Source organism: Campylobacter sp. US50a, from assembly GCF_004379015.1.
Lineage (GTDB): Bacteria > Campylobacterota > Campylobacteria > Campylobacterales > Campylobacteraceae > Campylobacter_D > Campylobacter_D jejuni.
The window spans coordinates 80,676-105,759 of sequence record NZ_RYYJ01000008.1 but is presented as its reverse complement, the minus strand read 5'-3'; the positions used below and the strand labels follow the sequence as shown (position 1 = coordinate 105,759).

Genomic DNA, 25,084 nt, shown 5'->3' with positions numbered 1-25,084 from the left:
TTTGATTCTATAGTTCCTGTGTTGATAATGTTTTCTATGGAGCCACCATTTTCTAGTTTTATACCAGCATGATTACTATAATTACCATTAGATATTATAGTTCCTGAATTTTCAAGAGTTTGTATGATGCCACCAAGTACAAATATGCCAGAAGAGTTACCATTGATAGTTCCATTATTATTAAAACTATTTATAGTTCCGCTAGATAAGCTTACACCTTCACTTCCACTAATAAATCCATTATTGTTAAAGGTTTGTATATTAACTCCGCTAACTATGTTAACACCTTTACCATTATTACTTTTAATAGTTCCACTATTAGCAAAACTTGATATATTAATATTACTAAAATAAATACTTTCGCCAGCATCAGAGTGAATAGTTCCACTATTATTAAAATTATTAATAGTAGATTTATTATCAGAATTTCCCCAAACTGTTATACCAAATTTAGAAGAACCATTGCCTATGATACCTTGATTGTCAAAGGTTTCTATGGTAACACCGTTATTTTTATTTGCTCCTAGTTGAACGCTAGCAGCATTGCTTCCACCTATAAGAGTTCCTTGGTTTAAAAAGGTAGTTGTTGAAGAACTTTGAGTGAAATTGACCGCTTGTTTCCCACCATCAGAAATAGTAATAGTTCCACTATTTCCTATAACTAGAGTATTGCCGGTGCTACTTATGGTATGAGTATCATTTTGCAATGTATTTATACTTGTGCTAGTTCCACTTTGAGAACTATAAACACTTGCTGATCTAGTTTTAACATTTTTATTTATTTCATCATAAGTTTTTATTTCAGAATTTAATTTAGCATTAGCACAACTTGCCAAAAAAGAAATAGTAGCTAAAGATAAAACTATCTTTTTAGAATTTAAACAGGGTTCTTTGCCCTCTCCTATAGGTATTTTAGTTAATGTGATATTTTTCATAAGATTTTCCTCCCTTTATAATTTGTTCTATATATTATATTTTTTAAAAATAATATAAAATACAAAAATAAAATAGCGGAATAATAAAATATTTATACTTAAAATATTATTAAATACTTATTATTATAAAACTATATGGTTTGAATTTGTATTTTATTTTAAAGTTAGATTAAGAGTAAATTTTTTTAGACTTTTATTGTTTTGTGTGTTTAGATTATAATCACTTCATTTTCTAAGTTTGTGCCAAATTCTTCAAAGACTTTTTTTCTAGCCAATTCGATAAGAAAAAACGCATCTTCAAAACTTGCATTTTTTTTATTGATTAAAAAATTTGCGTGTTTATCGCTTAACATAGCATCTCCTTTGCTAAATCCTTTAAGTCCTACAGCTTCGATTAAACGTCCTGCAAAGTCGTTTTTCGGATTTTTAAAGATAGAGCCAAAGCTTGGTCCACTAGGTTGGTTGCTTCTTGCATTTTTTAAAGCTTCATCTTTAAGGGTATCAAAGCCAAAGTTTAGTTTAAATTCAGCCCAAAAAAAAGGCATATTTAAAGGACAAAAACGATAATCAAAATTTATATTTGCTCTTAGAATTTCACCTTCAGAAGTGGCAATTTTGATTAAATTTTGACTGATACACTCTCCTTTAAGTCCTGCATTCATTTTCAAAAGCCCGCCAAGTGTACCAGGAATTTTGCTTAAATACTCAAAACCCTTAAGATTGTTTTCTTTGGCAAAACGATACATTTTGCTTGATTTTGTTTTGCAGCCTATGCGAAGATGTATAAAATCTTTATTTTGATCTAAAATTTGTATAAAATCAAAACTATCTCCTAAAATTCCTATATTTTTAGGTTTTGGGCTGACTAAAAGGTTATTTGCGCCGCCTATTAAAAAACCATCAAAATCACAAATTTGATCCAAAACCAAAACTTCAAATTTATTTCCTATACGCACAGAAGAGTATTTTTTAAAATCAATGATCATTTGATAAAAGTTGGAATTTGATTTAGTATGTTTTCGGTAAAGTCAATCATAGTTGTAGTCATCCAAGGCATTAAAAAGATTAAAATAACTACAACCAGGATGATTTTAGGAACAAAAGAAAGTGTCATTTCGTTAATCTGTGTAGTTGCTTGAAAAATACTGATTACAAGCCCTGCAATAAGCCCTGCTAAAAGCATAGGCAAGGAAAGTAAAAGTGTGATTTTAAAGGTTTGCACTCCAAGAGCAACCAAGGTACTTTCATCCATTTTTATCCTTTTTAAGAATTTCTAGCTTCTTCGTATTCGCTAGGGATAAGATAATCATTTACATGTATGATTTTATCATAAAATTTATAATCATATCCTAGTTTAAAAAGCGTATCTACAGCTAAAAGTTGAGTTTGATTCATGCTAATGGAGTTTTTATTGGCATATAGATTAAGATAAGTATCCAGTTTTTCTTCATCAACACGGATAAGTTTTCTTTCTATAAGCATAGGGGTTAAAATTTTACGATTTGCATCGGCGATTTTTACAGCATTGGTTAAATCCTTTTCGATCTTAATCGCATCGCTTAAAGGCAAAGAGCGACGCAAAGCCATTCCACCTAAAGGCAAAGGTAAATTTTCTTTAGCAAATTCAAGCCATATATCCCAAAGTTCTGCTTCCACGCAAAGACTTTGATCAAATTCTAAAATGCTTTCATGGATCAAAACTCCTGCATCTACTTCACCACTTAAAATTGCATTTTCAATATCTAAAAAATTCTTATAAATAATTCTAGCTTCAGGGTATTTCATACGAAAAATCAAAGCATTGGTGGTATTTGCTCCACTCAAAGCGACTTTAAAATTTCTTTTTAAATGCGTGTCTTTTTTCTTGATGAGTTTTGGCCCATAACCTTCGCCAAAACTCACTGCTGTGCGTAAAAGCGCATACTCAGAAGCAATTAAAGGATAAAGCCCAAAAGAAATAGCCGTAGTATCAAATTCATTTTTCAAAGCAAATTCATTTAAAGTTTGTATATCTAAAGCTGTATTTTCATAAGCAAAATCATTCCCTATCCACCCAAATTTAATAGCCATATACATAAAAATATCATCAGCATCAGGAGAATGCGCAATAGTAATTTTTTTCATCTATGCTTCCTTTAAATCTTTGCTTTAATTCTAGCAAAATAAACCATTATTTAATTTTATTTTGTTAAAATTCTAACTAAAAATTTAGAAATTTCAAGGAAAGTTATGGATGATAATAAAAGAAAATCCCTAGATGCTGCCCTAAAAAGTTTAGATAAAACCTTTGGAAAAGGCACTATCTTAAGACTAGGGGATAAAGAAGTTGAGCAAATCGATAGCATAGGCACAGGTTCAGTTGGGCTTGATCTTGCTTTAGGTATAGGCGGTGTTCCAAAAGGAAGAATTATAGAAATTTATGGGCCTGAAAGTTCAGGTAAAACCACTCTAACTTTACACATTATCGCAGAATGCCAAAAAGCAGGTGGAGTTTGTGCTTTTATCGATGCAGAACATGCGCTTGATGTAAAATATGCTAAAAATTTAGGTGTAAATACAGATGATTTGTATGTTTCTCAGCCTGATTTTGGAGAGCAAGCCTTAGAAATTGTAGAAACTATAGCAAGAAGTGGTGCAGTAGATCTTATCGTAGTAGATAGTGTTGCAGCACTTACCCCAAAAGCAGAAATTGAAGGCGATATGGGCGATCAACATGTAGGACTTCAAGCAAGACTTATGTCTCAAGCTCTAAGAAAACTTACAGGTATAGTTCATAAAATGAATACCACAGTAATTTTCATCAACCAAATTCGTATGAAAATCGGTGCTATGGGTTATGGTACTCCTGAAACCACAACAGGTGGAAATGCGTTAAAATTTTATGCTTCTGTGCGTTTAGATGTTAGAAAAGTAGCAACCTTAAAACAAAACGAAGAACCTATAGGAAATCGTGTAAAAGTAAAAGTAGTTAAAAATAAAGTTGCTCCTCCATTCAGACAAGCTGAATTTGATGTGATGTTTGGAGAGGGTTTAAGCCGTGAAGGTGAGTTGATTGATTACGGTGTAAAACTTGATATCGTAGATAAAAGTGGCGCGTGGTTCTCTTATAAAGATAAAAAACTTGGACAAGGTAGAGAAAACTCAAAAGCTTTCTTAAAAGAAAACCCTGAAATTGCAGATGAAATCACAAAAGCGATTCAAAATTCTATGGGAATAGAAGGTATGTTCAGCGGTAGCGAAGATGACGAAGGAGAAGAATAATGTTAGTAATTGAAGATGTTAGAGCCTATGAAGTTCTTGATAGCAGAGGAAATCCAACTGTAAAAGCCGAAGTTACGTTAAGCGATGGAAGTGTAGGTGCGGCCATAGTTCCAAGTGGTGCAAGTACAGGTTCAAAAGAGGCTTTAGAATTGCGTGATAATGATGAAAGATTTGGCGGAAAAGGCGTTTTAAAAGCTGTTGCAAATGTCAATGAAACCATTGCAGATGAAATTTTAGGGCTAGATGCTTTTAATCAAACTCAACTTGATGATACTTTGCGTGAGCTTGATGGAACAAAGAACTATTCAAATTTAGGTGCAAATGCGACTTTAGGCGTATCTATGGCAACAGCTCGTGCGGCTGCGGCTGCTTTGGGAATGCCTTTGTATCGCTACTTAGGTGGTGCAAATGCGAGCATTTTACCTGTACCAATGTGTAATATCATAAATGGCGGTGCTCATGCAAACAACAATGTAGATTTTCAAGAATTTATGATCATGCCTTTTGGTTTTACTAGTTTTAAAGAAGCTTTGCGTTCAGTTTGTGAAATTTATGCGATATTAAAAAAAGAACTCGCAAATTCTGGACATTCTACAGCTTTAGGTGATGAAGGCGGTTTTGCTCCAAATTTAGCTAATAACACAGAACCTATCGATCTTTTAATGACTTGTATCAAAAAAGCAGGTTATGAAAATCGTGTAAAAATTGCTCTTGATGTAGCAAGTACAGAATTTTTCAAAGATGGTAAATACCACATGGAAGGCAAGGCTTTTTCAAGCGAGGATTTGATCGAACGCTATGTAGAACTTTGTGCAAAATATCCAATTTGCAGTATCGAAGATGGCTTAGCTGAAAATGACTTTGAAGGTTGGATTAAGCTTACTGAAAAATTGGGCAATAAAATTCAGCTTGTAGGCGATGATTTGTTTGTAACTAATGAAGATATTTTAAGAGAAGGCATCATCAAAAAAATGGCAAATGCTGTGCTTATTAAACCAAATCAAATCGGAACTATTACCCAAACTATGAGAACTGTGCGTTTAGCACAAAGAAATAACTATAAATGCGTGATGAGTCATAGAAGCGGCGAAAGTGAAGATGCTTTTATAGCAGATTTTGCCGTAGCTTTAAATACAGGACAAATCAAAACAGGAGCCCTAGCAAGAGGCGAAAGAACTGCAAAATACAATCGCTTGCTTGAAATTGAACTTGAAAGTGATGAATACTTAGGAGAAAAGCTCTGAGCGATTTACTTAAAGAATACGACGAAAGCACAAGAAAAAAAAGTTTTTATACCCATGTTATAAAAATGATTTTTTGGGCTTTTCTTGTTGTAATTGGAGCGATTTATTTTGGCAATATGTTTTTTGGACAGTATTCTTTAGATACTTTATTGAGCTTAGAAAATACCAAAGAAGAGCTTAATAAAAAGATTATTTTGCTCAAAGAACAAAATGCTAAAGCACAAAAAGATTATTTTGAATTAAAAGGATTATACCCAAATGAAAACTAGAATTTTAGCAATATTTTTTATTTTTACCTCTCTTTTATATGCTGATGAAAATCCTTTCAAGACAGATCAAAATATAACCTTGGTTGCTCCACCTGAATTTCAAAAAGAGGAAGTTAAATTTAATTCTAGTGCAAGAATTTTAAAAAGCATTACTTTTAATTATATCAATTTAGACGGAAGTGAAGATAAGATCGATTTAGATGTCAATAAAAGTATTGATTGGCACGATACTTATACTATATCAAGATTTAAAAGCCCTGATCCTTCAAAAGTACTTGATGTTTCAGTTACTATACCTGAAAAAAATAGTTCTAAACAAGAATCAAACTCAACAGCCAATGTTGAAATACCTTTACAGGTTGCAAAGATTTATGATTTTATTTCTTACGCGGTTTATAAAAACAAAATAAAACTTAACACTAGTGATGAAATGATCACAGATTTTTCAGTAGGAAATCCAAGCAAAATCGTTATAGATTTTAGATCTAAAATGATTAGCTCTACAAAAAACATACGCCTTAGCAATTCTATTTTTAAACGCATAGACTTTGGATCTCATAAAGGATATTATCGACTTGTAATATATCTTGATGGAACTTATAATTATAATATTCAAAAAGATGCAACTGGATATATGATTAATCTGCTTTGATGAGATTTATTTTTTTAATATGTTGTGCTTGTTTAGTTTTTGCTAATGAAATTTTACTTCTTAGCAAATTCGATAAGCAAGATTTTAACTCTAAAGATTTTAATGCTTATTTGATGAGCGAAAAACTTGATGGAGTGCGTGGAATTTGGGATGGAAAATATCTAAAAACTCGCCAAAATTACCAAATAAAAACTCCTGACTTTTTTACAAAAAATTTCCCTCCTTTTGCTATTGATGGTGAGCTTTGGATAGCAAGAAATAAATTTGATGAAATTTCAGCTTTAATTCGTAGCGGAGATAGCAATTTGACCTTATGGAAGGAAGTAACTTATAATATTTTTGATGTACCAAATGCTTGTGAAGAATTTCAAATTTCTACTTGCACTCTTAAAAATCGTTTGGCTGTTTTAGAAGAGTATTTGCAAAAATATCCTAGTGCCTATATAAAAATTATTCCTCAAATTCCAGTTGAAAATCAAAATAATTTAAATCAATTTTACGAAAGCATTATAAAAAATCAAGGTGAAGGTATTGTCATACGCAAAAATTTAAGTCCTTATGAAAAAGGCAGAAGTAAAAATGCTATGAAATTAAAACCCTATGATGATGCAGAGTGTGAGTTAGTAGGATTTCGCAAGGGCAAGGGTAAATTTGAAAATCAAGTAGGTGCCTTACTTTGTAAAATGCCTAATGGACAAATCATTAAAATAGGCAGTGGTTTAAAAGATGAAGATAGAAAAAATCCTCCAAAAATTGGTAGTATTGTGACTTATAAATTTAATGGATTAACCAAAAATTCCTTACCTCGCTTTCCGGTGTTTTTAAGAATAAGAGATGAAAATCCTTGACTTTAAAATTATTTTGTGATAAAATATTTCCTTTTATTTATTCGGGGTGTAGCGCAGTCTGGTTAGCGCACTTGGTTTGGGACCAAGGGGCCGAAGGTTCGAATCCTTTCACCCCGACCATTTTTTATAAATTTATACAAAATGGTGAGTGTAGCTCAGTCGGTTAGAGCATCAGATTGTGGTCCTGAGGGTCGTGGGTTCAATTCCCATCACTCACCCCACTAGCGCTCGTAGCTCAACTGGATAGAGCGACAGACTTCGGATCTGTAGGTTATGGGTTCGATTCCTATCGGGCGCACCACCAAGATTTTATATGCGTTCATAGCTCAGCTGGATAGAGCAACGGCCTTCTAAGCCGTAGGTCAGAGGTTCGAATCCTCTTGGGCGTACCACTTTAGCGGATGTGGTGAAATTGGCAGACACGCCAGACTTAGGATCTGGTGCAGCAATGCGTGAAGGTTCAAGTCCTTTCATCCGCACCACTTACTTTTATCATTTTCAAACAAGAGTTGATCTCTCATAAATTTTTTACTTCATTTTAAAATTTCTTATGATTACTAGATAAAATGCAAATTTAATTTAGATAAATTTAAAAATTATCTTGCAAAAGATTTGAAAAATAATTAAAATATACAAAATTCAATTCAAGGAGATAAAATGAAAAAATTAGGTTTAGCTTTAGCAGCTTTAGTTGCTTTAAATGTGTCAGCATTTGCAGATTTGATAGTTATCAATAAAAAAGATTTAGTTCCAGTTTCAGCAAGCGAAATGCAAAACAAATATTTCCAAGAGAGTGTAAAATCAACTTTAGGTGAGCCACTTTTTAAAAAGGCAACTTTTTATGAAGCAGATATTGTTGCAAAAGTTGATCCAAGAACTTATAATTCAACTCAAGCTATAATACAAAAAATATATTCAGATAAAAGCAATTATGTTTATTATAAACAAGTTCTTATATTAACTAGTGATGGTAAAAGAGCTAGATTATCTACTCTTTCTTGTGAAATTGCAAGTTTTGATAAGAAGGGGTATTTATGTGGAAGCACAGCTGATCATAATTATTCTATTAAGTAAATATTGCAAATAAAAATCCGCCTTGAGTTTTCACTCTTGGCGGAAATCCAACTTTAGGACATACTATGAAGCGACATAGTAAGCGTCTTAAAGTAGCATTATATCTAAATTTTAGGTTTTTAAGTTAAAAATTTCTAGTTTTTTAAATCGTTTTATCTTTTATATCTTTGCTGTAAAGACAAAATCAGCACTCATTAAAAATCTTTTCTTGATTAAATTTTTGTAAATTTATTTTTAGTGTTAAAAATGTGATGATATTAACTTTATAAAAGTATTATTATATATTTTTTACTTAGGATAGCGATTATGAAAAAAACAATTTTAACCATTCTTTTTTTACTCACTCTTACGCAGGCTAAGGAAATACAAGTTTATGAAAGTCCTACTTGTGGCTGTTGTGATCTTTGGGCTGATTATATGAAAGCTAAGGGTTATGAGGTTAGTGTTCATAAAACCAATGATTTTCTTAAAATCAAAGAAAAAATGGGTATAAAAGATGAGTATCAAAGTTGCCATACGGGTGTGATCGAAGGCTATGCTATTGAAGGGCATGTTCCTGAAAGTGCTGTAAGCTGGTTGCTTGAAAACAAACCTAAAGATGTTATAGGAATTTCAGCTCCTGGCATGCCGCAAGGAAGCCCAGGAATGGAACAAGGTTATAGTGAAAAATATCCTGTAATTTTGATGAAAAAAGATGGAAGCTATGAGCTTTATGGATATTTTATAGGAGATAAAAAGCTTTAAAGTAAATTTTTAGCTTTTTACTTTTTTGATTTCTTTTTCAAGTATGCTATAAGGAGTTAAGCCTATGAATTTTTCATCCATTTTTCCTTCTTTGAAAAAACTAAGCACAGGCACTCCATATATTTCCCCAATGGCACTTGAAAGGTATTTAGCTGCTCTTTTTTCATAAAACATTGCTAAATTAGATAAACCTTTTTCATCAGCCCAAGCTTTTGCATCGTTTGCATCGTTTGCATCGCCTAAAACCACAAAGATATTAAAATCATAATTTTTAGCCAAATTCTGTAAAATAGGAATTTGTTCTTTACAAACTCCACAATCTTTTGTGAAAAATACTAAGGCAAAATTTTGTGCTTTATCATTTATTTTTAGGCTTTTTTCAAAACCATTGTAGGCAAAATTATAGGTTTTATCACTATTTAAAGCTTTAAAATTTTCTCCACTATCACAAGCTACAAAAAATAAAGCTATGATTAAAGCAAAGAAATAAGCTTGGATTCGAAAAATTCCCATGGTTTTTCTCCTAAAATTCTATCTTTTATCATCCCATCTTTAATGATGATGGTAGTAGGGGTTGCAAACACAGCATAACGATCATTGGTGATTTTAAGATCGTCTTTTAAAACTTTTACATTTTTAAAGTCAAATTGTTCGGCTAAAACCTTAACCACATTGACATTATCGATGGAATTTATAGCATAAACACTGATTTTATTGGGATGATTTTGTATGAATTCATCTAAAGAAGGGAGTTCTTTTAAGCAAGAAGGGCAGCCATTTTGAAAAAAGACCAAAACTTTTAAACTTGTATTATCATCAGCAAGTTTTACAGCTTTTCCTAAGGTATCTTTAGCTGAAATTTCAGCGCTTTTTTCTCCAACTTTTCCAGTATCTTTTGAATTTTCAAAAGAACAAGCATTGAGCAAGAACAAAATGCTTAAGATTAAAAGGCTTTTTTTCATTTTAACACCCCATGTTGTAAGATAAGGGTTCGATCTGCGAATTTGGCTAAATCAGGATTGTGTGTGATTAAAACTATGGTTTTGCCTTCATTTTTTAATTTTTGCAAGGTTTGAAGAACGATTTGTTCATTGGCTTCATCTAAATTTCCTGTGGGTTCATCTGCGAGTAAAAGCTCTGGGTTGTTGATCAAAGCTCTTGCTATACAAACTCTTTGTTGTTCTCCGCCACTTAATTGGCTAGGTAAATGAGTGAGTCTATGTGAAAGTCCTACTTTTTCAAGAACCATTTTAGCATCTTCTTCATCTACGCTTGAGTGATAATACTGAGAGAGCATAACATTTTCTAAGGCGTTAAGATAGGGGATAAGATGAAATTGTTGAAAGACAAGTCCTATTTTTTCACGACGCAAGGTGATTTTTTGCTCTTCATCCATTTGCTCTAGGTTTTCATTGTCTAAGATATACTCCCCAGAGCTTGGAGTATCCATGAGTGATAGTATGTTTAAAAGTGTTGATTTTCCACTTCCTGATGGACCCATGATGGCAAGCCATTCTCCTTCATAGACGCTTAAGTTGATATTGTTTAAGGCTTTAACTTTGCCAAATTCTTTATTTAAATTGTTTATTTTAATAAGTTCTTTTTTCATCATTCACCTTTCAAATTTTCACACACATTGATTTTTAATGCTCTTTTTATAGGAAAAAATGCAGCCAAAAAGGCAAAAATCAAAGAAATGATTAAGGCTATAAAAACAGCTATAAATCTAAAATCAATACTAGAATTAAAAATCAAATAACCAAAGACATTGGCTAAAAATATCCCACAAAAAGCTCCGATTAAACTAGCAAAAAAACTTACTATAAAGCATTCACTAGCAAAAAGTTTAAAAATTTCACTTTTTTTTGCACCCAAGGCTAAACGCAGTGCGATTTCTTTTTTGCGAGAAAATATAATAGAACTTAAGGTCGTATTAACGCTAGTAGTGACTATGATCAATACTACAAGTATGATTAAAAACATTAAAGCTTTGATTTTTCCAAGTACTAAACCTTCGCTTAAGGATACTGAAGATATAGGTTTTGCATCGATGAATTCATTGTTGATTGCTTGTGTTTTGGCTTTAACTTCATCAAAATTTCCATAAACTACAGCATTAGCATAGTTAATACCGGCTCTATCGCTTAAATTTTGCACCACGCTTAAAGGGGCTAAAACAATGCTATCAAATTCATCATTGCTTGAAAGTATGCCTTTTATGGTAAGTTTTATGCTTTTTCCGTTGTTTGGATTGTAAATTTGAAGTTCATTGCCTGTTTTTAGGCCTAGTTGCTTGGCTAAATTAACCCCTAAAAAGGCTGAATTTTCATCAAAATCATTTAGAGAAAAGCTTCCTTCTTTAACTTCTAAAAAAGGTTTAGTGATTTTTAAAGCTCTAAAATCAGTGCCTAAAACCACTCCGCTTGTACTGCCTAAATTTAAAAAATCATACAAAAAAGGAGTTAAAGCTCTAGCCTTTAAATTTTCTTTTACTTTTTCATACTCAGCATTGGAGATAAAATTTTCATCCTGTTTAGGGCTTATCATTACATTTGCTCCATAGGCTTTTAATTCTTTAGAAAGTTTGGTGTCAATATCAAAATAAATATTTAAAAAAGCTGAGCAAGTAAGTGCTCCTATAAAAACACTTAAAACTATTATAAAAAGTCTTTGATAAGAAAAGCTAATGCTTTTAAAAAGCTCATTAAGGAAAAACTTATCTACCATAAAGCACTCCTGCAGCTGAAAGTTGTGTGATATTTTTGATAGGAAGCAAGCAACCTAGTAAGGCAATAAGTCCTGCAAAAATAAAGCTTAAAGGTAAAGCTATAAAGGCTATATCAATAAAATATCCAAAAATGCTAAGGCTGATGATTTGAGAAAGGGCTGTGCCAAAAATAAATCCAAATAAAGCAGCAAATAAAGCTACGATTAAATTTTCACTAGCAAAGATGAGATAAATTTGAAAAGTATTAGCACCAAGTACTTTTAAAAGTCCTATTTCTTTCTTTCTGCGATGAATTTCAGAACTCATTAGACTTGAAATCGCAATGCTTGCAACAATAAGACAAATAATGCAAGTAATGCCCATTAGGGATTGGATCTTTTTAACCACCAAGCTTTGAGCATCACTTATAGCATTTAGAGCTTTTGCATCAGCACCTGGTAAGCCATCGCTAATTTGACTAGCGATTGAGCCTACATAGGCTGAGCAATACCATTTGTCATATTCTAACTGATCTAATTTTTCTTCTCCCATGCGACGCACTTTTTCAGAAAGGGCTGATTCAGGTATGGTAAAAGCTCTTACTTCTGCACTTGAGTAAAGCCCTTGTTTGTTGAGTAAATCTTGAGCTAAATTTAAAGGAGCGATGATTTTATTTGACATTTTAGGATTGGCATGAAGTAAAATGCCTACGATTTTTACTTCTTTGCTTTGATTGTTTTCTCCTATGAGTTTGATAGTATCTCCTAATTTTAGTTTATTGTTTTTAGCAAAGTCTTCGCCTAGCATGATTTCATTGCTATCATCTTTTGCCCATTCTCCTTGCACTGCTAAATAAGGATAAAGACTTTTTATACCTGTGATAAAATCATCATCATCTTTAATTTTTATGGCTTTTTGAAAATAAGTGCCATAAATAAGTGCTTTTTGCTGGGAGTTTTCAATGGTGATTTTACCTTCTAAAAAAGGAGCAAGTGCGGTGATGTTGTTACGCCAATAAATGTCTTTAATCATATATAAATTTTTTTCTTCTAGGTAGTTTTTGTTTTTTAAGGGTTCATAAAGTTCATTACCTATTTCTATACTAAGACTTGAGCCTTTGGGTAAAACAAGGATATTAGAGCCATAGCTTTTGAGTTGTTTAGTTACTTCATCGCCTATACTTAGGGTAATATTTAGCATAGTAGAGAGCAAAAGCGTGGCTAAAAAACAAGTAAGAAAGGCTAAAAATTTTTGAATTTTGTTTTTAAATATAGAGTTAAAAATCATTTTAGCCAACATCGTTTCTCCTTTGGATTAAAAACTTCGCTTCATTTTCTTCTACATATTTTGTAGGATCTTTTTTAAATTCTTCATAGTTGTTTTGATTTGAAAAATAATAAGTAATCCCTTTATAACTATAAGAAAAAGGAGCTTGGGTGTTTATAACCTTTGTTTTTGATACAGGATCTTGCACTTCAATTTCTTTGATTTGACTAAAATAATTAGATCCTGCTATTACATCTTTAACATCTATGGTAATTTTTTTACCATCGTATTCGTATTTGAGTGGGATAGGATTGCAACCCCCGCTTTTGCCTACACTAGGCAAGAAAATACGCACATTGCAAGAAATGCAAATGAGTTGTCCATCTTTTTTGATATAGCCCATATCTCCACAAATCATACAAGCATCAAAAACAGCTACAGGAGAATCCCTATCTTCTCTTTTGTTGATAAGAAAAAACCTTATCACTTTGCCTTCAGCGCTGATATAAGCAAAGCGGTGGAGTTTGTTGTCCCTTAAAAGAGCTATATCAAAGATAAATTTGCCATTCTTATCGGGTAAAATTTCTTTAGGCTCATCTATGGTTAAAGGCTTAGAGCTTACCATAAAAAAGTATAAAATAATGCAAAAACTTATAACACAGGAGATAAAAACACTGGAAAAATAACGATTAATAAGACTTGTTTTAGCTTCGTTTTTGCGATAATTTATATCTAAAATTTGTTTTTTGCTTATATTTTTTTTGCGAATTTTTAAGCTTAAGAATGCTAAAAAAGCGATGAAAATTAAATAAACATAAATTCCAAAAACACCAAAATAATTACTTTTTCCTACAAAACTCACCAAAAAAGTATGAGTTTCTATGATGGAATTTCGCATTAAAGTAAGCAAGATATTGGCTAGAGCTTTATCGCTTTCTATAAGGATAAGCAGTAAAAACAGCATAAAGCTTGTTTTTTGATTAAAATTTTTTTGCCATTTTAAAAAGAAGAAAATCAAAATACAAACAAGCAAGGCTAAAGCAATAAAACCTAAAGAACTTATACCTTCGCTATCGATTAAAGAGCTAGTAAAAATAGGGAAATCTTGACTTAAAAAATAATAATGCAAAGCGGTGCAAAAACTTAAAATTCCCAATAAGATAAAATTTAAAATTTCAATTTTTTTCCAAAAATAAAATATAAAGCTTACTAGCAATAAACCTATAAAAACAAAATCAAAATTAAAGATTAAATTTTCAGTTTTTAAAAATTGTGCTGCGATAAAAAAAGCAAAATATCCAAATAAAAAGCCCAAAAAAACTACTAAAAAACTTTTAAAAATATATTTTTTATCAGGAGTGATAAAGGCCATTAAAATACTTAGCGGTAAAACACTGATAAGAAAATGCACAAAATATATACTCATAATTTACTCTTTAAACATTGTTATTTTAATTTTTCAAATAAAAATAAAAATATTTAAACACTCGGAAAATCCGAGTGTAAAATCATTTTGGCGTGCCTGTGTATTTGAATTTATAATCTACTTTAAAAGGTTCAAACCACTTACCCACGCCTGTTTCTTCATCAACATGGCGTCCAAAACCTTGTTTTTCTGGATTTGAGATATAAAAAGTAAGTTCATAATTTCCTACGCCAAAGCCACCTTTTTTATCTTTTTCCATAGCGATATTTGCGCCATAGTGAGGACCATCATCAGCCACCATAGGCATCAAAGTTCCGCGTTTAATCGCACCTGTGTCGGTATTTTTAAGTTCATAGGCTATGGTTAAATAAGGCATCCAAAAACCTTCTGGAAAACCATTTGGATTGTTTTTAAGTGCGTGAATATCAGCTTCTAGGTGAATATCTGCTAAAGACGCAGCTAAATCAATACCTCTTGGTTCCATTTCAATAGGTTGTAAATAAACAGCGGCTATTTCCATACCATTAAGTTCTTTTGGATCACCGATTGGCACTTCGCCTGCAAATAAATTTGTGCTAATAACCGCAGCTGCAGCAACTACTGATAAAACTTTTTTTATCATGATTTCACTCCTTTTTTTGAAATTTGTTTTGTTATCAAAATGCCAATAATTAGCATGATCAAAACTATAAATTGAGGGATTAAAGTCTCATAGTAAGGATAAATTCCAAGCCATAAAATCGGTTCAAAATTCATAGGTATAAGACTAGGAATGATGATTTTTCCTTCTATGAGTTCAGCTATGCCTTTGCCTGTAAAAACAAAAACCATGTAAAAAATAATGTAAGAAGTGATATAGAAAAATTGTTTTACAGGTATGCGAATGGCTCCTGCTTTTAAAAGAAAATATAAAACAATAAGTATTAAAATTCCAAGTCCAAGCCCACCAAAAACAGCACTAAAATCAGTGCTTGTTTTAGCATCAAAAAGCAAGGCTTGATAAAAAAGCACAGTTTCTGCACCTTCTCTATAAACAGCTAAAAATACGGTGATCCAAAGGGTTTTTGCGCTATTATTTGATATGGCATCTATAGCACCTTGTTTGATAAAGCTTGTCCATTTTTTATTTTGTGCGTTTGAAAGCAGCCAAAAGCCCACATAAAAGAGTAGCAATACGGCTATAAGCATGGTAATACCCTCTATAAGCTCTCTACTTTGTCCTGCGTTTTCTTTAAACAGCCAAGAAACTCCAAAAGCGGTAACAAAACTTAAAATCACTCCTGTAAAAAGAGCGCTATAGGCGATATTTAGGCGATTTTTATTACCACTTTGCACAAGATAAGAAACAATGGCTACAACGATAATCAAAGCTTCCAATCCTTCACGGATAATAATGCCTAAAGCCCATATAAATAGCGAATAAGGAGTAGAATCTTGAATTTTGTCCACGCTGCTTGCTATGAGTTGTTCTAAGTCATTAAAAGTGGCTTCAAGCTCTTTTTTATCTGCGCTTGCTTTAATCAGTGCCACACCTTTGGAAAATAAACTTTCTATTTTAAGTTTTAAGCCGCTATCTACAGCACCGATTTTATTTTCCATACCGCTTGCTTCAAAAATATCTAGATAAATTCCTTGTAAATCATCTACTATAGAAGTGCTAAAGCCATCATAATTTTTTAAAATTCCATCTAAAGCAAGTTTGATATCATTAGAAACTTTGGCATAATCTTTGCCTTTTGTTTCATCATTAAAGCCTGAAATTTGCAAACTTGAAAGTTCTGAATTTGGAATTTGCAAGAAAACATCAAAAATTTGTTCTTCTATGTTATCTAAGCCATCTCTTAAGCCTTTTTCATCTATTTTTGTATCGTTGATTTGGCGTATAAGGGTGCGTATGGCTTGTTGAATTTTTTGATCGTTTCCTGCTTTGGTAAATTTATTTACTAAAATTTCTACTTTGGTATTGCGATAATCACTAAATAAGGCATCATTTAAAAAATCTTTACTAGCTTGGTAGTTTTTTTCTTTAAAAGCATTAGCTGCCTGTGAAAATTTGGTAGAGATATTATCTAGTATAAATTGCAATCTTGCGTCCATTGCAGCGGCAGCTTGTAAATCAGCGCTTGCATTATCATCTGTAAGTTTGCTTGTGTCGTCGTTTGCAGGTATAGGAGCTTGGGTGGTTAAAGAACTTTGTGCTAAATCTTTTTTATCCACGCCCATCATTTGTGCGATTAAAGCTTCTGCATCAGCTTCGCGTTTGGCATTGGCTTCTAGGCTTGATTTTTCAGCTTTAGCCTTATCATAGTTTGTATCGCTTGCTTCTGCTTTTAAACGATATCCATTTTGTAAGATTGGGGCTACTTCATCAAGATCATAATAAAGGCTATCCACTAAAGCATTAATTTGTGTCAAAGGAGCTTCATCTTTATACATGCGACGCAAATTTACAAATTTACGCTCCATGGTGATGGCTTTTCTTCCTATGTTTCTTCCTATAGGGCCTTCCATATTTTCAAAATGTTGAAAATACGCATCTTCACTAAGCTTTTTAGCACCTAGATTATCGCCCTTTTTGTAAGTTTCTATGCTTTGTTTTAGCATATCTTTGATAAGATTTGCTTCATTAATATAATCATCTACTCTAGCAAAAGCTGAGCTTGATAAAAAAATACTTATAATTAAAAATATAATTTTAAAAATTTTCATTATCATTATCCTTGGTTTTTGATAAAAATAATATTTATTATCAAAATAAATAATGGCTAGTATAATATTAAAAATCTTAAATAGAACTAAAAAATAAGCTTTTGTATCGATAATATTTTTTATTAATTATATTTAAGATATATTTTAATAAATTTTTAAATATATCTTATTTTTGTGATTTAATATGGGTTATTTTTAAGTATCGCAAGGCTTTCTTCTAAGCTATGCACTTTGGGATATTGTTTTTGTATTTTTAATTTTTCCTTTTTTAGTGTTAATAAAAATCAAAAAATCATTTATTGTGTATTCTTCAAGGAGATGGTTATAGCATATTTTAGATTAAGTAGATATATCCAAAAGTTTATCTTTTTTGTTGGTATCTGTGTTTGTAGAATCGCTATTGTCTTTATTTGCTTCTTCTTTCTCAGCTTTAGCTTCTACTTTTTCTTTTTTTTCTTGAGATTTTAAAGAAAAATCTATAGTTTGCCTATTTACTTCACTTTTGCCAAAATTTGTGGTATCCATAACGCCACAAGGTGTTACCAGTATCATTTCATTAACCTCTTAGTTTACAATGTTTACTAAACTTAAGATATTTTTTTCATTTTTTTCTTAAGTTGTAATTTTTGATTATATTATAAATATTATAAAATAAGATAAAACTTAAATTTATTGAAGTAAAATTTTATCTATTTAATTTGCTTCTAAAAGTATCAACCATTTATATTTTGCTTATTGCTTCATAGTGTAAAATTTTTTAAAATAGGATTTTATTTTAAAAAATTTATGATTTTTAATTCCAGATATTGGTTTCCTTAAAAATTTTAAAAAGTTTAGTAAAAAATATTAAGTTTTAAAAATATCATCCGATTTAAATAAAGTCTTAAGACTCAATCTAAAAGGAGGATGATATGGTTTCAGATGTTTCTATGGGTAATGCTAATTTAATGACTGCTGTTAATACTTCAGTTTTGAAAAAATCTATGGACACAAACGAGGCATTGATGAATGAACTCATCGAAGGTATGGAAGGTGTCTCTCAAGCCTCCGCTCCACAAGTTTCTAGCTCTAGTGGTTTGGATATTTACGCTTAAATATCTTAAGAACAAGCTTAAGAACTTGTTGGTATCTTGGGCTTGTTTTTTTAAATAATTATTTCTTTAGTATTTTTTCGTTATAATTTTGCCATTTTATTTATCGTATTAAATTTTTATAATATTTATTTAGGAGCAAGGATGCAAATGATAAAGAAGATGGTTTTAAGTGAAACTTTCCCTGGTATTTTGCTTATATTTTTTACATTTTTAGCCTTATTGTGTAAAAATTCTTCTTTAAGTGTTATTTATACAGATTTTTTTCATGCTAATTTTACAGTAGGATTTGATCATTTTCAAATTTCAAAATCGTTGGATTTATGGATAAATGATGGTTTGATAGCTATATTTTTTCTATGTATAGGGCTTGAGTTAAAATATGAAATTTTACGCGGACAGCTTAAAAATATAAGAGCTGTATCTTTACCTATATTTGGAGCTTTGGGGGGTATGATTACTCCTGCTTTAATTTTTGCTGCTATTAATTATTCCCATGATTTTGCTATGAAAGGTTGGGCAATACCTACAGCAACCGATATAGCTTTTGCAGTAGGCATTTTGATGCTTTTAGGAAATAAAATTCCTACAAGTTTAAAGCTTTTTTTACTTTCTTTAGCTATTTTTGATGATTTGGGCGCTATTGTTATTATTGCTTTATTTTATACAGACCAGCTTTCAGCTTTGGCGATTATTATTTGTTTGTTTTGTATATTTGCTCTGCTTTTGTTAAATTATTATCACATCACCCATCTTTCTTTGTATGTGTTAGTAGGTGTTGTATTATGGATAGCTATGCTTAAAAGTGGAGTACATGCGACTTTGGCTGGTGTGATCATTTCTTTATTTATACCACTTGATACAAAAAATAAAAAACCTTATTTGCATGAAGTTCTTAAGGATTTAAATCCTTGGGTGGTTTATTTTATCTTGCCTTTATTTGCTTTTGCTAATGCTGGGATTGATATCAGAGATATGCATCTTGGTTCGGTATTTTCGCCTGTAAGCCTTGGAATTATTCTAGGATTATTTTTAGGAAAGCAACTAGGTGTTTTTACTTTTTGTTTTATTGCTATCAAACTTAAGCTTGCAAAACTACCTGAAAATATTAAATATGGAAAATTTTATGGTATATGTATTTTAACAGGCATTGGTTTTACGATGAGTTTGTTTATTGATGGTTTGGCTTATAAAAATAGTGATATTTTTGAACATGCGGATAAACTTGCTATTTTAATAGCTAGTTTTTTAAGTGCCATTGTTGGTTTTATTTATCTTAAGATTGTTAAATGAATAATATAGTACATAAATTAAAAACTTTAGTTTTAAACGAGGCTTTTGGTGGTGTTTTACTTATAGTTTGTACTTTGCTTGCTTTGCTTGTACAAAATGGATCTTTTAGCGAACATTATCGAGAATTTCTAAATTTAAAAGTCGGATTTAGTGTAGGTGAATTTGAGCTTAATAAACCTTTTTTGCTTTGGATAAATGATGGGCTTATATCTATATTTTTCTTTGCTATAGGGCTTGAGCTTAAGAAGGAATTTTTGCATGGGGATTTTAAAAATCCTAAAAATATTGTTTTACCTTTTATGGCTGCTTTAGGGGGTATACTCATACCAGCAATGTTGTTTGCTTTGGTGAATATAGGAGATGCTTATACCTTAAAAGGTTGGGCTATACCTACAGCTACAGATACAGCGTTTGCCTTAGCGATTTTAATGATGTGTGGTAAGCATATTCCATCAAGTTTAAAAATTTTCTTACTTTCTTTGGCTATTTTTGATGATGTGGGTGCTATTTTAATTATAGCTATTTTTTATACGACAAAATTATCAATAGTTGCTTTTGTCGTTGCAGGAATTGCTATTTTGGTAATGCTTGTTTTAAATATTTTAGGAATAACAAGAAAGTCTTTTTATTTTATTTGCTCAGTTATTCTTTGGATTAGTGTTTTAAAAAGTGGTGTGCATGCAACTTTAGCTGGAATCATAACAGCATTTTTTATACCGATGCAAACTAAAAATGGAGAAGCATTTTTAGAAGAAATCTATGAAAGTCTAAAATTTTGGCTCGCTTTTGTTATCTTGCCTTTATTTGCTTTTGCTAACGCTGGGGTAAATTTATCCAATATCGATATGGGAGCAATTTTTTCAGGTGTAAGTATAGGTATTTTTTTGGGGCTTTTTGTGGGTAAACAAGTGGGTGTATTTTTGTTTTCTTATTTGGCAATCCGCTTTAAATTTGCAGCCTTGCCCCAAGGTTCAAATTTGAAACAACTTTATGGGGTTTGTATACTTACAGGTATCGGTTTTACAATGAGTTTGTTTATCGATGGTTTGGCGTATGAAGTCAGTGATATTTTTAATTATGCAGATAATTTAGCTATTCTCATAGCTTCATTTTGTTCTGGGATTTGGGGTTTTATTTATCTTAAATTCTTTGCTACTCGATCTTAAGGGGACTGATGAGACATATTTTTTTCATCATCGCGATTGTATTCTTTATAAGTGGATGTAGTTTTTATCAGAATTTAAACTATACTCGCCCGATTTATAATACAAATAAAGAAACAAAACTTAAGACTATAGCAAATGAATGGAAAAAAACTCCTTATGTTTTAGGTGGAACTACTAAAAAAGGTGCTGATTGTTCAGGATTTACGCAGAGTGCATTAGCTCAGCTTAATATACGCATACCTCGCACTACAAAAACTCAATTAGGTTCTGGGAGAAAAGTTTCTAAATCAAAATTGCAAACAGGAGATTTGGTATTTTTTAAGACAGGTAGAGGGCCAAATGGTATGCATGTTGGTATTTATACGAGCAAGGGAAAATTTATACATTTATCTACTAAAGGTGGAGTAAAAGAAGTCGAGTTAAATAGTTCTTATTGGAAGGCTCGTTATATAGGAGCAAGAAGGTATTAAAGTGAAAATAGGTGTATTTGATAGCGGAGTAGGGGGGCTTAGTGTTTTAAAATCTCTTTATGAAGCTAGACTTTTTGATGAAATTATCTATTATGGAGATACCGCAAGAGTTCCTTACGGGGTAAAAGATAAAGATACTATTATCAAGTTCTGTCTTGAAGCATTGGAATTTTTTGAACAATTTCAAATTGATATGCTTATCATTGCATGTAATACTGCTAGTGCTTATGCTTTAGATGCTTTAAAAGCAAAAGCACATTTTCCAGTATATGGCGTAATTGATGCAGGGGTTGAAGCAACGATAAAAGCTTTACATGATAAAAATAAAGAAATTTTAGTCATTGCAACAAAAGCAACCATTAAATCAGAAGAATACCAAAAGCGTTTATTATCTCAAGGATATACAAATATAAATGCTTTAGCTACAGGGCTTTTTGTGCCTATGGTTGAAGAAGGTATTTTTGAAGGAGATTTTTTGCAAAGTGCTATGGAGTATTATTTTAAAAATATCACAACTCCAGATGCTTTGATACTCGCTTGTACTCATTTCCCTTTACTAGGTCGTTCTTTAAGTAAGTATTTTGGCGATAAAACAAAATTAATTCATTCAGGAGATGCTATAGTTGAATTTCTTAAAGAAAGAGAAAATATAGATTTGAAAAATCATAAAGCAAGATTGCATTTTTATGCTTCAAGCGATGTTGAATCTTTAAAAAATACTGCTAAAATTTGGCTAAATTTATAAGGAAATAAAATGATAGAATTGAAAAAACCAGATGAAATAGAAAAATTAAGAATAGCAAATCAAATTGTAGCAAAAACTTTAAATTTTTTAGAGAATGAAATTAAAATAGGAATGAGTTTAAAACAAATTGATAAAATGGCAGAAGATTATATTTTAAGCCTTGGTGCCAAGCCATCATTTAAGGGGCTTTATGGTTTTCCAGGTGCCATTTGTACATCTTTAAATCAAGTTTGTATCCATGGAATTCCAGATGATAAAATTATCAAAGAGGGTGATATTTTAGGTCTTGATGTGGGAAGTTTGATTGATGGGTATTATGGGGATGCAGCAAGAACTATTGCTATAGGAGAAGTTTCACCCACTGATAAAGCTTTAATCTCTTGTGCTAAAGACGCGTTATATCATGCTATAGATATTATTCATGATGGAATGCGTTTTAAGGAACTTTCAGCTGCTTTAGGCGAATTTATCCATGCAAGAGGTTTTGTCCCGCTTCGTGGATATTGTGGACATGGTATAGGACGAAAGCCCCATGGAGAGCCTGAAATTTTAAACTATTTAGAAAAAGGTGCGAGTGCAAAAAGTGGCCCTAAAATTAAAAATGGAATGGTGTTTTGCATAGAGCCTATGATATGCCAAAAAGATGGAACACCAAAACATTATAATGGAAAATGGGATGCTGGAAGTATTGATGGGCTTAATGCGGCTCATTATGAACATTGTGTTGCTGTGATTAATGGGCGTGCTGAAATTCTTTCTATGATATGATATTAAATTATAAAAATAATATTTTTTTCTTAAAATCCTAAAAATTTAAAATTTTTTAAATAATATTGTAGTAATATTCTTTAATAATTTAAGTTACTAAATAATATTTTTATCATATATTAAGTGTTATTAGAATAAAGTGTCACATCGTATTAAACTAAAACATAAATATGGTTTAGATAATTTAATAAAAATTGTTAAATTATCTAAATATTTATTTTAGTTTAAAGAGATCTTTTAAGATCTCGTTTGGGTTAGGCTATTTCCCTCCCCCTTTTTATTCGTAGCCTAACTCTCTTTTAGAGTTTGGAAAATCTCTTTAAGCTAAAATATATTATATTCGCTTAAAGAGAACAAATGATTACTATTCTTATTTAAATAAATTTTTAAAATCCATTGTAGAGTTATAAATTCCAGCATTATCCATAGTTTCGCCCATGGTGATTGCGGTTGCTAACTCTGATAGAATGATTTTTATTTCATCTCTTTTATCTTGTATATAGGCCAATACACCTTCGTAATTACTTGTTTGAAGAATTAAAAGTGGATTAGCAATTTCAAATTCAAAAAGTTTTTTACCAACATAAACATTGAAAATATTTCCAAAAAGGGCTGTTCCCATGAAAGAGCAGTTTTGTATAAGTTGTGATGCTGTGGCATCAAGAGTTCTTTTTTGCATATCATCTGAATTTTCATCTATTCTTTCTAGAATGCTTTTTTCTATTTTTTTTAAAGACATATCAAGTACTTGAAGTGCTCCTATAAAATCATTTGCATCATTGATTTGAGAGCAAATTTGATTTGCTTTAAATTCATTCACGCTTTGAATTTCGCCTAAGTGTTTTTTAAATATATCTAAATCACTTTTCATTGTTTACCTTTCAAAAATATTGCTAAATATTTAAAAAGCAAAAAGTGTTCCTAAATTAGGATAAATTAGAATTTACCCAAAAAACAATCTCATTTCCAATTTTATTTAAGGCTTTTTGAAAAGCATTATAAGTAGAGCGGATATCTTTTTTTTCTATTTTTTCTTTAGTATTGAAAATTTTATGAGCTATTATTTGATTATTTTCAAGATTTATGAAATTTACGCTTATAGAAATTTGAGCGTAGTTTTCATTGTTGTTAAGAATTTGTTCAAAAGAGTTAATCCTGCTTTCAAGGGCATAATCCGCATTTAAAGAGCTTGTTGAAGAAAGTAAGGTTGTAAAAATATTGCTTTGTTCAAATTTTGACAAAATTAAAAAAGAATAAAGATTGCTTGGTAAGTCTCCCCAGAAATAATGTGCGTATTTGTTGCTAAAACCATTATCTATATAAACAATAGCTCGCGAGTTTAAATACAAAGGTGCATTTGCATTGCGAATTTTAAGAATTTTACCGGTTTTTTTAAAAAAAATATTTGAGTCTATTCCTTCATCTTTTAATATGATATTTTCATTTTTGTTGATGGTTTCGTGTCTTAAAGAGCATCCGCATAATATAAAAGTAAAAGTCAAAATATAGAATAATTGCTTTAGCATTATTTTTCTCCTGGTCCTAGTTTAGGTTTAGTTTCTTTAAAAATCAAATCAGCAGGGCTATTTTGTAAATTTTCTATTAGAATATTGCTTTCAATTAAAACTCGTTTAAAAAGCTCTAAATTTTGCATCAAAGATGCTTTAATATCATCATAAGTGTTTAATTTTTCATCAGCTTTTTTTATGAAATTTTTTAAAATCATCGTGCTTTCTTTTATGTCTTTAAGACTGGAGTTGAAATTTTGCGCACTAAGGCTTATATTATCAGCCATTTTTCCTATTTTTAAACTTGTGTTTGAAAGATTAAGGCTTAAATTTTTAGAATTAGCATTTAAATTTGCACTTAATTCTGCTAGATTTTGCAAAAAGATTTCTAGATTTTTAAGATTTTTTTCGCTTAAAAGTTCTTTTGATTTATCATCGGCCGTTTTAACCAAAGAAAAAATATGTTCACTTTGTCTGTCTATGGTTGCTAAAAAACTTTCTTTAAAAGGAATGACTGGAAGTTTTCCCTGTATAGATACTAAATCTTTGCTATTTTTGCTTCCGCCTTGAAGTTGGACAAATTTAAGTCCTGTGATACCTTGAAGTTGCAAAGTAGCAAAGGTGTCTTCTTTTATAGGGGTATTGTTTTTGACCTTAATGCGTATGTTAACGCCGAGTTCATCTTGATTGTAAATGCTGATTTCTTCTACGCTACCTACTTCCACGCCCAAAAGCCTTACGGGTGCTTTTATGCCAAGTCCTGCAACGGATTCTTGTGTGTGAATTTCATAATACTTAAAACTTTCTTCTTTAGAGTATCCACCAAGCCAAAGTATGAAACCAAGACTTGCAAAAAATACTCCAAAAACAAAAAGTCCTACAAAAAAATAATTTGCTCTATTTTCCAC

Annotated in this window: 28 protein-coding genes, 5 tRNA genes and 1 pseudogene; 18 read left to right on the top strand and 16 right to left on the bottom strand. The window is 31.1% G+C overall.

The genetic code is table 11. From position 1 onward, the window contains the following. The 4 genes and pseudogenes from ELQ11_RS10095 to ELQ11_RS06680 all read right to left on the bottom strand — a co-directional run. Window positions 1-935, bottom strand: a pseudogene (locus tag ELQ11_RS10095) (hypothetical protein); the annotation flags it as partial. A 209-nt stretch (window positions 936-1,144) separates the two neighbouring features. Further along, window positions 1,145-1,921: a UDP-N-acetylmuramate dehydrogenase gene (locus ELQ11_RS06690; protein ID WP_126213778.1), complete on the bottom strand. Its 777-nt coding sequence runs from the start codon at window positions 1,919-1,921 to the stop codon at window positions 1,145-1,147. Continuing rightward, window positions 1,918-2,187: a flagellar biosynthesis protein FliQ gene (gene fliQ, locus ELQ11_RS06685; RefSeq protein WP_002851290.1), complete on the bottom strand. Its 270-nt coding sequence runs from the start codon at window positions 2,185-2,187 to the stop codon at window positions 1,918-1,920. Before fliQ ends, ELQ11_RS06690 begins: the two co-directional genes overlap by 4 nt. Before the next feature lie 11 nt (window positions 2,188-2,198). Continuing rightward, window positions 2,199-3,059 (bottom strand): menaquinone biosynthesis family protein, encoded by an 861-nt coding sequence (locus ELQ11_RS06680; protein WP_044794074.1) that lies wholly within the window; start codon window positions 3,057-3,059, stop codon window positions 2,199-2,201. A gap of 105 nt (window positions 3,060-3,164) precedes the next feature. Between ELQ11_RS06680 and recA the strand changes: the two genes are divergently transcribed. From recA to ELQ11_RS06620, 12 genes are all read left to right on the top strand, one after another. Then, a complete protein-coding gene (gene recA, locus ELQ11_RS06675; protein ID WP_002862302.1) occupies window positions 3,165-4,196 on the top strand; it encodes a recombinase RecA in 1,032 nt (343 codons plus the stop codon). Then, complete coding sequence (gene eno / locus ELQ11_RS06670) at window positions 4,196-5,440, top strand: phosphopyruvate hydratase (protein WP_002862301.1); 1,245 nt, start codon at window positions 4,196-4,198, stop codon at window positions 5,438-5,440. The genes recA and eno overlap by 1 nt, the downstream gene beginning before the upstream one ends. A 65-nt stretch (window positions 5,441-5,505) precedes the next feature. Further along, a complete protein-coding gene (locus tag ELQ11_RS06665; RefSeq protein ID WP_002839177.1) occupies window positions 5,506-5,709 on the top strand; it encodes a hypothetical protein in 204 nt (67 codons plus the stop codon). Next, entirely contained in the window at window positions 5,699-6,361 is a 663-nt protein-coding gene (gene cgpA, locus ELQ11_RS06660) for a glycoprotein CgpA (protein WP_134225211.1), read from the top strand. Before ELQ11_RS06665 ends, cgpA begins: the two co-directional genes overlap by 11 nt. After that, window positions 6,361-7,209: a DNA ligase gene (locus ELQ11_RS06655; RefSeq protein ID WP_070261512.1), complete on the top strand. Its 849-nt coding sequence runs from the start codon at window positions 6,361-6,363 to the stop codon at window positions 7,207-7,209. The genes cgpA and ELQ11_RS06655 overlap by 1 nt, the downstream gene beginning before the upstream one ends. 42 nt (window positions 7,210-7,251) lie before the next feature. Next, a tRNA-Pro gene (locus ELQ11_RS06650) sits at window positions 7,252-7,329 on the top strand. 24 nt (window positions 7,330-7,353) lie between these two features. Then, a tRNA-His gene (locus ELQ11_RS06645) sits at window positions 7,354-7,430 on the top strand. 3 nt (window positions 7,431-7,433) lie between these two features. After that, window positions 7,434-7,510, top strand: a tRNA-Arg gene (locus tag ELQ11_RS06640). Window positions 7,511-7,524: 14 nt separating this feature from the next. Then, window positions 7,525-7,601 (top strand) — tRNA-Arg (locus ELQ11_RS06635). 5 nt (window positions 7,602-7,606) lie between these two features. Beyond that, window positions 7,607-7,691 (top strand) — tRNA-Leu (locus ELQ11_RS06630). 175 nt (window positions 7,692-7,866) lie between these two features. After that, window positions 7,867-8,283 (top strand): hypothetical protein, encoded by a 417-nt coding sequence (locus ELQ11_RS06625; protein WP_053872186.1) that lies wholly within the window; start codon window positions 7,867-7,869, stop codon window positions 8,281-8,283. A gap of 306 nt (window positions 8,284-8,589) precedes the next feature. Beyond that, on the top strand, window positions 8,590-9,027 hold the full coding sequence (locus ELQ11_RS06620) for a DUF411 domain-containing protein (protein WP_044778617.1): 438 nt from the start codon (window positions 8,590-8,592) through the stop codon (window positions 9,025-9,027). A 9-nt stretch (window positions 9,028-9,036) separates the two neighbouring features. On the opposite strand, the gene traF is transcribed toward ELQ11_RS06620, so the two are convergent. From traF to ELQ11_RS06575, 9 genes are all read right to left on the bottom strand, one after another. Beyond that, window positions 9,037-9,540, bottom strand: coding sequence for a conjugal transfer protein TraF (gene traF / locus ELQ11_RS06615; protein WP_134225210.1), 504 nt, complete (start codon window positions 9,538-9,540; stop codon window positions 9,037-9,039). Beyond that, on the bottom strand, window positions 9,501-9,989 hold the full coding sequence (locus tag ELQ11_RS06610; protein ID WP_002873246.1) for a TlpA disulfide reductase family protein: 489 nt from the start codon (window positions 9,987-9,989) through the stop codon (window positions 9,501-9,503). Before ELQ11_RS06610 ends, traF begins: the two co-directional genes overlap by 40 nt. Beyond that, entirely contained in the window at window positions 9,986-10,639 is a 654-nt protein-coding gene (locus ELQ11_RS06605; protein WP_002860103.1) for an ABC transporter ATP-binding protein, read from the bottom strand. The genes ELQ11_RS06610 and ELQ11_RS06605 overlap by 4 nt, the downstream gene beginning before the upstream one ends. Further along, window positions 10,636-11,754 carry an FtsX-like permease family protein gene (locus ELQ11_RS06600; protein ID WP_002870592.1) on the bottom strand — a complete coding sequence of 373 codons (1,119 nt, stop codon included), beginning with the start codon at window positions 11,752-11,754 and terminating at the stop codon, window positions 10,636-10,638. Before ELQ11_RS06600 ends, ELQ11_RS06605 begins: the two co-directional genes overlap by 4 nt. After that, on the bottom strand, window positions 11,744-13,033 hold the full coding sequence (locus ELQ11_RS06595; protein WP_052858743.1) for an ABC transporter permease: 1,290 nt from the start codon (window positions 13,031-13,033) through the stop codon (window positions 11,744-11,746). Before ELQ11_RS06595 ends, ELQ11_RS06600 begins: the two co-directional genes overlap by 11 nt. Further along, window positions 13,023-14,426, bottom strand: a complete 1,404-nt coding sequence (locus tag ELQ11_RS06590) for a Fe-S-containing protein (protein ID WP_070252315.1) — start codon at window positions 14,424-14,426, stop codon at window positions 13,023-13,025. Before ELQ11_RS06590 ends, ELQ11_RS06595 begins: the two co-directional genes overlap by 11 nt. A gap of 82 nt (window positions 14,427-14,508) precedes the next feature. Then, the gene (locus ELQ11_RS06585) at window positions 14,509-15,048 is read right to left on the bottom strand and encodes an iron transporter (protein ID WP_002778842.1); all 540 of its coding nucleotides are present in this window, start codon (window positions 15,046-15,048) and stop codon (window positions 14,509-14,511) included. Continuing rightward, window positions 15,045-17,135 (bottom strand): FTR1 family protein, encoded by a 2,091-nt coding sequence (locus tag ELQ11_RS06580; RefSeq protein WP_126237564.1) that lies wholly within the window; start codon window positions 17,133-17,135, stop codon window positions 15,045-15,047. The genes ELQ11_RS06585 and ELQ11_RS06580 overlap by 4 nt, the downstream gene beginning before the upstream one ends. A gap of 339 nt (window positions 17,136-17,474) precedes the next feature. Continuing rightward, window positions 17,475-17,687 carry a hypothetical protein gene (locus tag ELQ11_RS06575; RefSeq protein ID WP_126233051.1) on the bottom strand — a complete coding sequence of 71 codons (213 nt, stop codon included), beginning with the start codon at window positions 17,685-17,687 and terminating at the stop codon, window positions 17,475-17,477. 359 nt (window positions 17,688-18,046) lie between these two features. Here ELQ11_RS06575 and ELQ11_RS06570 point away from each other — a divergent pair, with 359 nt between their 5' ends. The 6 genes from ELQ11_RS06570 (at window position 18,047) to map (ending at window position 22,668) form a co-directional block, all read left to right on the top strand. Continuing rightward, window positions 18,047-18,229 (top strand): YjfB family protein, encoded by a 183-nt coding sequence (locus ELQ11_RS06570; protein WP_002856010.1) that lies wholly within the window; start codon window positions 18,047-18,049, stop codon window positions 18,227-18,229. A 141-nt stretch (window positions 18,230-18,370) separates the two neighbouring features. Continuing rightward, window positions 18,371-19,519, top strand: a complete 1,149-nt coding sequence (nhaA, locus tag ELQ11_RS06565; RefSeq protein WP_002855944.1) for a Na+/H+ antiporter NhaA — start codon at window positions 18,371-18,373, stop codon at window positions 19,517-19,519. Continuing rightward, window positions 19,516-20,685, top strand: coding sequence for a Na+/H+ antiporter NhaA (gene nhaA, locus ELQ11_RS06560; protein WP_032603390.1), 1,170 nt, complete (start codon window positions 19,516-19,518; stop codon window positions 20,683-20,685). The genes nhaA (ELQ11_RS06565) and nhaA (ELQ11_RS06560) overlap by 4 nt, the downstream gene beginning before the upstream one ends. Window positions 20,686-20,693: 8 nt before the next feature. Beyond that, on the top strand, window positions 20,694-21,155 hold the full coding sequence (locus ELQ11_RS06555) for a C40 family peptidase (protein WP_002871265.1): 462 nt from the start codon (window positions 20,694-20,696) through the stop codon (window positions 21,153-21,155). A 1-nt stretch (window position 21,156) separates the two neighbouring features. Beyond that, complete coding sequence (gene murI / locus ELQ11_RS06550; protein ID WP_002871264.1) at window positions 21,157-21,900, top strand: glutamate racemase; 744 nt, start codon at window positions 21,157-21,159, stop codon at window positions 21,898-21,900. Window positions 21,901-21,909: 9 nt separating this feature from the next. Further along, on the top strand, window positions 21,910-22,668 hold the full coding sequence (gene map, locus ELQ11_RS06545) for a type I methionyl aminopeptidase (RefSeq protein ID WP_002856112.1): 759 nt from the start codon (window positions 21,910-21,912) through the stop codon (window positions 22,666-22,668). A 370-nt stretch (window positions 22,669-23,038) separates the two neighbouring features. Here map and ELQ11_RS06540 read toward each other — a convergent pair whose 3' ends face one another. The 3 genes from ELQ11_RS06540 to ELQ11_RS06530 are packed head-to-tail and all read right to left on the bottom strand — an operon-like array spanning window position 23,039 to window position 25,084. Then, window positions 23,039-23,539, bottom strand: a complete 501-nt coding sequence (locus ELQ11_RS06540) for a flagellar FLiS export co-chaperone (RefSeq protein WP_002871263.1) — start codon at window positions 23,537-23,539, stop codon at window positions 23,039-23,041. Between the two features lie 55 nt (window positions 23,540-23,594). Then, a complete protein-coding gene (locus ELQ11_RS06535) occupies window positions 23,595-24,194 on the bottom strand; it encodes an ABC-type transport auxiliary lipoprotein family protein (RefSeq protein ID WP_002871262.1) in 600 nt (199 codons plus the stop codon). Then, window positions 24,194-25,084 carry an MlaD family protein gene (locus ELQ11_RS06530; RefSeq protein ID WP_002871261.1) on the bottom strand — a complete coding sequence of 297 codons (891 nt, stop codon included), beginning with the start codon at window positions 25,082-25,084 and terminating at the stop codon, window positions 24,194-24,196. The genes ELQ11_RS06535 and ELQ11_RS06530 overlap by 1 nt, the downstream gene beginning before the upstream one ends.

Bases quoted from the DNA above. Each gene is read 5' to 3' on its own strand.
- ELQ11_RS06585 (WP_002778842.1), bottom strand. From the start codon at position 15,048: ATGATAAAAAAAGTTTTATCAGTAGTTGCTGCAGCTGCGGTTATTAGC.
- recA (WP_002862302.1), top strand. From the start codon at position 3,165: ATGGATGATAATAAAAGAAAATCCCTAGATGCTGCCCTAAAAAGTTTA.
- ELQ11_RS06555 (WP_002871265.1), top strand. From the start codon at position 20,694: ATGAGACATATTTTTTTCATCATCGCGATTGTATTCTTTATAAGTGGA.
- fliQ (WP_002851290.1), bottom strand. From the start codon at position 2,187: ATGGATGAAAGTACCTTGGTTGCTCTTGGAGTGCAAACCTTTAAAATC.
- nhaA (WP_002855944.1), top strand. From the start codon at position 18,371: ATGCAAATGATAAAGAAGATGGTTTTAAGTGAAACTTTCCCTGGTATT.
- ELQ11_RS06575 (WP_126233051.1), bottom strand. From the start codon at position 17,687: ATGATACTGGTAACACCTTGTGGCGTTATGGATACCACAAATTTTGGC.
- ELQ11_RS06655 (WP_070261512.1), top strand. From the start codon at position 6,361: ATGAGATTTATTTTTTTAATATGTTGTGCTTGTTTAGTTTTTGCTAAT.
- ELQ11_RS06620 (WP_044778617.1), top strand. From the start codon at position 8,590: ATGAAAAAAACAATTTTAACCATTCTTTTTTTACTCACTCTTACGCAG.
- ELQ11_RS06605 (WP_002860103.1), bottom strand. From the start codon at position 10,639: ATGATGAAAAAAGAACTTATTAAAATAAACAATTTAAATAAAGAATTT.
- traF (WP_134225210.1), bottom strand. From the start codon at position 9,540: ATGGGAATTTTTCGAATCCAAGCTTATTTCTTTGCTTTAATCATAGCT.
- ELQ11_RS06680 (WP_044794074.1), bottom strand. From the start codon at position 3,059: ATGAAAAAAATTACTATTGCGCATTCTCCTGATGCTGATGATATTTTT.
- nhaA (WP_032603390.1), top strand. From the start codon at position 19,516: ATGAATAATATAGTACATAAATTAAAAACTTTAGTTTTAAACGAGGCT.
- ELQ11_RS06625 (WP_053872186.1), top strand. From the start codon at position 7,867: ATGAAAAAATTAGGTTTAGCTTTAGCAGCTTTAGTTGCTTTAAATGTG.
- ELQ11_RS06690 (WP_126213778.1), bottom strand. From the start codon at position 1,921: ATGATCATTGATTTTAAAAAATACTCTTCTGTGCGTATAGGAAATAAA.
- ELQ11_RS06570 (WP_002856010.1), top strand. From the start codon at position 18,047: ATGGTTTCAGATGTTTCTATGGGTAATGCTAATTTAATGACTGCTGTT.
- ELQ11_RS06590 (WP_070252315.1), bottom strand. From the start codon at position 14,426: ATGAGTATATATTTTGTGCATTTTCTTATCAGTGTTTTACCGCTAAGT.
- ELQ11_RS06610 (WP_002873246.1), bottom strand. From the start codon at position 9,989: ATGAAAAAAAGCCTTTTAATCTTAAGCATTTTGTTCTTGCTCAATGCT.
- eno (WP_002862301.1), top strand. From the start codon at position 4,196: ATGTTAGTAATTGAAGATGTTAGAGCCTATGAAGTTCTTGATAGCAGA.
- ELQ11_RS06595 (WP_052858743.1), bottom strand. From the start codon at position 13,033: ATGTTGGCTAAAATGATTTTTAACTCTATATTTAAAAACAAAATTCAA.
- ELQ11_RS06535 (WP_002871262.1), bottom strand. From the start codon at position 24,194: ATGCTAAAGCAATTATTCTATATTTTGACTTTTACTTTTATATTATGC.
- cgpA (WP_134225211.1), top strand. From the start codon at position 5,699: ATGAAAACTAGAATTTTAGCAATATTTTTTATTTTTACCTCTCTTTTA.
- ELQ11_RS06540 (WP_002871263.1), bottom strand. From the start codon at position 23,539: ATGAAAAGTGATTTAGATATATTTAAAAAACACTTAGGCGAAATTCAA.
- ELQ11_RS06600 (WP_002870592.1), bottom strand. From the start codon at position 11,754: ATGGTAGATAAGTTTTTCCTTAATGAGCTTTTTAAAAGCATTAGCTTT.
- map (WP_002856112.1), top strand. From the start codon at position 21,910: ATGATAGAATTGAAAAAACCAGATGAAATAGAAAAATTAAGAATAGCA.
- ELQ11_RS06580 (WP_126237564.1), bottom strand. From the start codon at position 17,135: ATGAAAATTTTTAAAATTATATTTTTAATTATAAGTATTTTTTTATCA.
- ELQ11_RS06665 (WP_002839177.1), top strand. From the start codon at position 5,506: ATGATTTTTTGGGCTTTTCTTGTTGTAATTGGAGCGATTTATTTTGGC.